The 4275-nt window shown below is 69.9% G+C and carries 3 protein-coding genes; 1 reads left to right on the top strand and 2 read right to left on the bottom strand.

The genetic code is table 11. The features are described 5' to 3' along the window. Positions 1-407: 407 nt before the first annotated feature. Positions 408-809, bottom strand: a complete 402-nt coding sequence (locus FVW20_RS08405) for an RT0821/Lpp0805 family surface protein (protein ID WP_196609066.1) — start codon at positions 807-809, stop codon at positions 408-410. Positions 810-1063: 254 nt separating this feature from the next. Further along, the gene (locus FVW20_RS08410) at positions 1064-2638 is read right to left on the bottom strand and encodes a sigma-54 interaction domain-containing protein (RefSeq protein ID WP_196609067.1); all 1575 of its coding nucleotides are present in this window, start codon (positions 2636-2638) and stop codon (positions 1064-1066) included. Positions 2639-3186: 548 nt separating this feature from the next. Between FVW20_RS08410 and FVW20_RS08415 the strand changes: the two genes are divergently transcribed. Next, the coding region (locus tag FVW20_RS08415; protein WP_196609068.1) for a 4Fe-4S dicluster domain-containing protein at positions 3187-4275 on the top strand (1089 nt) is incomplete at its 3' end.

Here is a 4275-nt window from a genome sequence, read left to right on the forward strand (position 1 = left end):
CCCGGACGACGCGGGCGACTTGGCCTCGGACGGAGCGGCAAGCGCGGCGGTGCGCGCCGGGCCAAGCAGCACAGCCAGTGCAAGCAGCAGGAAAAGGGCGGGCAGCCATGCGGCAGCCCCCGCGCGGCGGAGCGCGGCGTGACGGAAAAGCGGTGCGGTATCCATGGCAGGTATCCGTAATTGGCTACGCCGGGTGCGGTGTGCACCCGGCGGATGAAAACATGCTGTGTCTAGCGTGGTGGTTTTGCGGCGGAAACGGCACGCCCGCCCGAAGCGGAAGCCCTTCCGGGGCCGGCGCCGGGCATGCCGGTACTGGCCAGTCAGGCCAGTCAGGCCGATCAGGCCGGCTGGTCGGGTCATCACGGCCCGCTTGCCCTGTCCGCCATCCCGGTTGATCCGGAAAGTTCTTATTGCGCGGGCCGGGCTATCCCCTGCCCCCAGATGCGGGGGGCCATCTGCCACGCAACGTCGTCGCCGCTGCCCGCCGGGCGGCAGGCAATGACCACCTCTGCCTCGCCATGCTGCGAAAGCAGCGTGGCGCGGCGGCATTCCTCTCCGCTGGCCGAGGTGAACAGCCCCTCCACCACCACCCGGATGCCGGTACCGAATTCCGGGTCATCCAGCACGGCGGAAGCACCAGCCGGATTGCTGGTCATGAATTCCAGAACGGGTTTTGCGGGCAGGGCCTGTTCCTGCGCCTGCGGCGCGGGCTGCTGGCGCCCCCCGCAGGCGGCGAGCAGGACGGGCAGCACGCACAGGGCGCACAGGGCCAGCACGGCGGCGGGACGGAAGCGGCGGATGGCGAGCATGAAGTAGACCTCTGGTACGTGGAGGAAATGTGTTCGGTGTGGTGCGTCTGGTGTGTCTGGCGGGCACGGGCGCGCCCTCGCGGATGCCGCCTTCTATACTCCCGGCAAAGGGCGGCTGTCCACTGGCGCGGGAGCGTCGGGTCGCCGCCGCGCAACGGCTCTACAATAAGAAGGACGAGGCCGGGGGCAAGGCGCCGGGGCGTCCGTCCCTGCCTTTCCCGCAATGCCCGCCCGCCTGCATGCACTCCGGCGCACTACCCCGCCACCGCCTTGTGCACGTCGATACCGTGGCGCAGCATGCGGTTGCGCACCGTGCCCCGGTGCACCCCCAGCAGGCGTGCCGCCTCGGACACATTTCCTCCGGCGGCGCGCAACGCCTCCACCAGTTCGGCCCGTTCGCGTTCGTGCCGGGCGGGGCGCCCCCCGTAGGCAAATGTCCCGGCGGACATGCCGCCCCCGTCCCCGCCCCGCGGGGTGGCATCCTCCGGGATTCCGCGCGGTCCGTGTCCCCCTTGCGCCGGATGCAGTTCCGGATGCCTGTCGCTTGCGCCAGCATGGCTGGTGTGGCTGGTGTGGCTGGCGTGCGCTGCAACGCCCCCCGTCCCGACCATCCCGCCCGGTCCTGTGCATTCCGGGTGCCAGCCCGCCCCGGCGATGTGCTGCGGCAGGTGTTCCACGCCCAGCCGCCCGCCTTCGGCGATGACGCAGGCATATTCCAGCGCGCTGCGCAGTTCGCGCACGTTGCCGGGCCAGCCGTAGGCCGTGAGCAGGCGCAGGGCCTCCGGTGTCAGGCCGGTCACGTCGCGTCCGTCGCGTTCGCGGATGCCCTTCAGGAAATGGGCGGCCAGCAGGGGGATGTCCTCGCGCCGGTCGGCCAGCGGCGGCAGGTGGATGGGGATGACGTTGATGCGGAACAGCAGGTCCTCGCGGAACCTGCCCGCCCGCACCAGCCGCCCCAGGTCGCGGTTGGTGGCGGCGATGATGCGCACGTCCACCTCGCGCGAGGCGTTGTCGCCCACCCGCTCGATGCGCTTGGTCTCCAGCACGCGCAGCAGCTTTACCTGGATGGGCAGGGGAATGTCGCCTATCTCGTCCAGAAAGATGTCGCCGCCGTGGGCCGCCTCGAACCGGCCCTGCCGGTCGCGGATGGCCCCGGTGAACGCCCCGCGCACATGACCGAACAACTCGCTTTCCAGCAGCGCCTCGTTCAGGGCCGCGCAGTTGAGCTGCACGTAGGCCCCGTTCTTGCGGCGGCCCAGTTCGTGGATGGCCCGCGCCGCCAGTTCCTTCCCCGTGCCCGACGGCCCCAGCACCAGCACGGGGGCGTCGCTTTCCGCCGCCCGCTCGATGATCTTGAACACCCGCTGCATGGCGGGCGAGGTGCCCACCATGCCCGCGAACCCCTCGTCCGAACCCAACAGGCGCGAAAGCTCCTCGATGCGGCGGTCCTTTTCCACCACCGCGGAAATATCGGTGATGGTCTCCACCGCCGCGATGACCCTGTCGCCATCCTTCAGAACCTTGGCGTTCTTGAGCACGGTGATGGACGTTCCGTCGCGCCGCACCAGGGTGCAGCGCTTGCGGTGTTCGTCCTTGCGGTCGAACAGGCGGCACCAGTGCCCGCCGCCCAGCGAGCGCGAACGCACGCAGGCGTCGCAGTTGAGGATGGCGCAGGTCTGGCCCGCCAGTTCGCCCGCCTCGTAGCCGGTCAGCCGCTCCAGGGCCGGATTGGCCATCAGGATGCGCCCGTCCGGCCCCACCAGGAAAAAGCCGTCGTTGATGGTGTTGATGACCTCGCGCAGGAAGCGGCCTGATTCAAGGGCGTCCATGGGCGTTCTCCTTCCGATGACGGGGGCAGGGTTGCCGGATTGCCGGGGGCGGCAGGACGGCGGAATGACGGAGCGATGCCGTGCCGTCAGGCGCGCCCATACCATGCAGCTTCGGGGCCGTTGCGCGCCTGCGGGAAAAGCCGGGGGTCGGACGCGCTGTGGGGCAGGCGAGCGGCACCCGGAGTGCCTGCGCCATCGCAGCATGACCAGCTTGAATCATGCAGGAATCCTGTCGGACGCGGTTCCCGCGCGCCGTGCCCGCCCCCTGCTGGCGAAATCCCGTGCCGGGAACTTCCGCAAGGGTATCGCCACCACACGTCACCCGCCACTGGCGACCGCCGCATCATGTGATCAATTTTTCACCACACGGTGCAGCATATGCCGAAAATTCACCACTGCGCAAGCAGGCTATTCCCCCTGCTCGTATTTATAAAAGACGCGCCACACCGGCATGTTAGCATTTCCGTTCCGGCGGGCACGCTTCCTGCTCCATGGGGATACGGATGCGCGCCCCGCGCGCCCCCACACATCAGCACACGGGCACCGGAATGACCTCACGCATCATCGACACAGCATCCCCCCGCCGCCTTTCGCGGCGCGGTTTCCTCAAGGGCCTTGCGGGCACCGGGCTCGCCGGGTCCGCCACCCTCGCAACCGGCATGTTCCCCTCCACGGCGGCGGGCGCGGGAGTGGGTGGCAGCACACCCGTGCCCGCCGGACGGGAAGCGGTCGGGAAAGATGGGCCCCTGGCCACGCTCATCGACATTTCCGCCTGCGTGGGCTGCGGGGCCTGCGTGCAGGCCTGCCGCGAACGCAACGCGGCCCGGCATCCGGAGCCCAAAAAGCCCTTTCCACCCATGTTCCCGGCCTCGGTAAAGGCCGAGGACTGGTCCGCCCGGCGCGACACGGATGACCGCCTGACCCCCTACAACTGGCTGTACATCCAGAGCGTGACAGTGCAGCACGGCGGGCAGCACGGCGGGCAGCAGGTGGAACTGAACATCCCACGCCGCTGCCTGCACTGCGACAACCCGCCCTGCGCCAACCTGTGCCCGTGGGGCGCGGCCCGGCGCGAGGCCAGCGGCACCGTGTCCATCGATGCGGACATTTGCCTGGGCGGGGCCAAGTGCCGCACGGTGTGCCCGTGGCAGATTCCCCAGCGCCAGACCGGCGTTGGCCTGTACCTGGACCTGCTGCCCCGCTACGCGGGCAACGGCGTGATGTACAAGTGCGACCGCTGCGCCGACGTGGTGGCGCACGGCGGCGTGCCCGCCTGCATCGAAGCCTGCCCCAACGCGGTGCAGTCCATCGGTCCGCGCGACGCCATCGCCGCACAGGCCCGCCGCCTGGCCGCCGAACGCGGCGGGTATTTGTACGGCCTTGACGAAAACGGCGGCACATCGACCGTCTATCTTTCGCCCGTGCCCTTCACGGCCATTCAGGCGGCGCTGGAGGCAGCGACAGCGGCGGCGAAGCCCGGCGCCATGCAGAATGGCAAGCACGGCGGCGGACAGGACGCCGGAACGGCTCCGGCACAGGCCTCCGCCACGCTGGGTCCCGGCAGGCCGCACTTCCGCGCCGTGGGCGATGCCATGCGGGACGAGACCATGCTGGCCGCCGCGCTGGTCACCGCAGAT

Source organism: Nitratidesulfovibrio oxamicus (assembly GCF_015731765.1).
Lineage (GTDB): Bacteria > Desulfobacterota > Desulfovibrionia > Desulfovibrionales > Desulfovibrionaceae > Cupidesulfovibrio > Cupidesulfovibrio oxamicus.

Coding starts and splice junctions, on each gene's coding strand:
- FVW20_RS08410 (WP_196609067.1), bottom strand. CDS start 2,638: ATGGACGCCCTTGAATCAGGCCGCTTCCTGCGCGAGGTCATCAACACC.
- FVW20_RS08405 (WP_196609066.1), bottom strand. CDS start 809: ATGCTCGCCATCCGCCGCTTCCGTCCCGCCGCCGTGCTGGCCCTGTGC.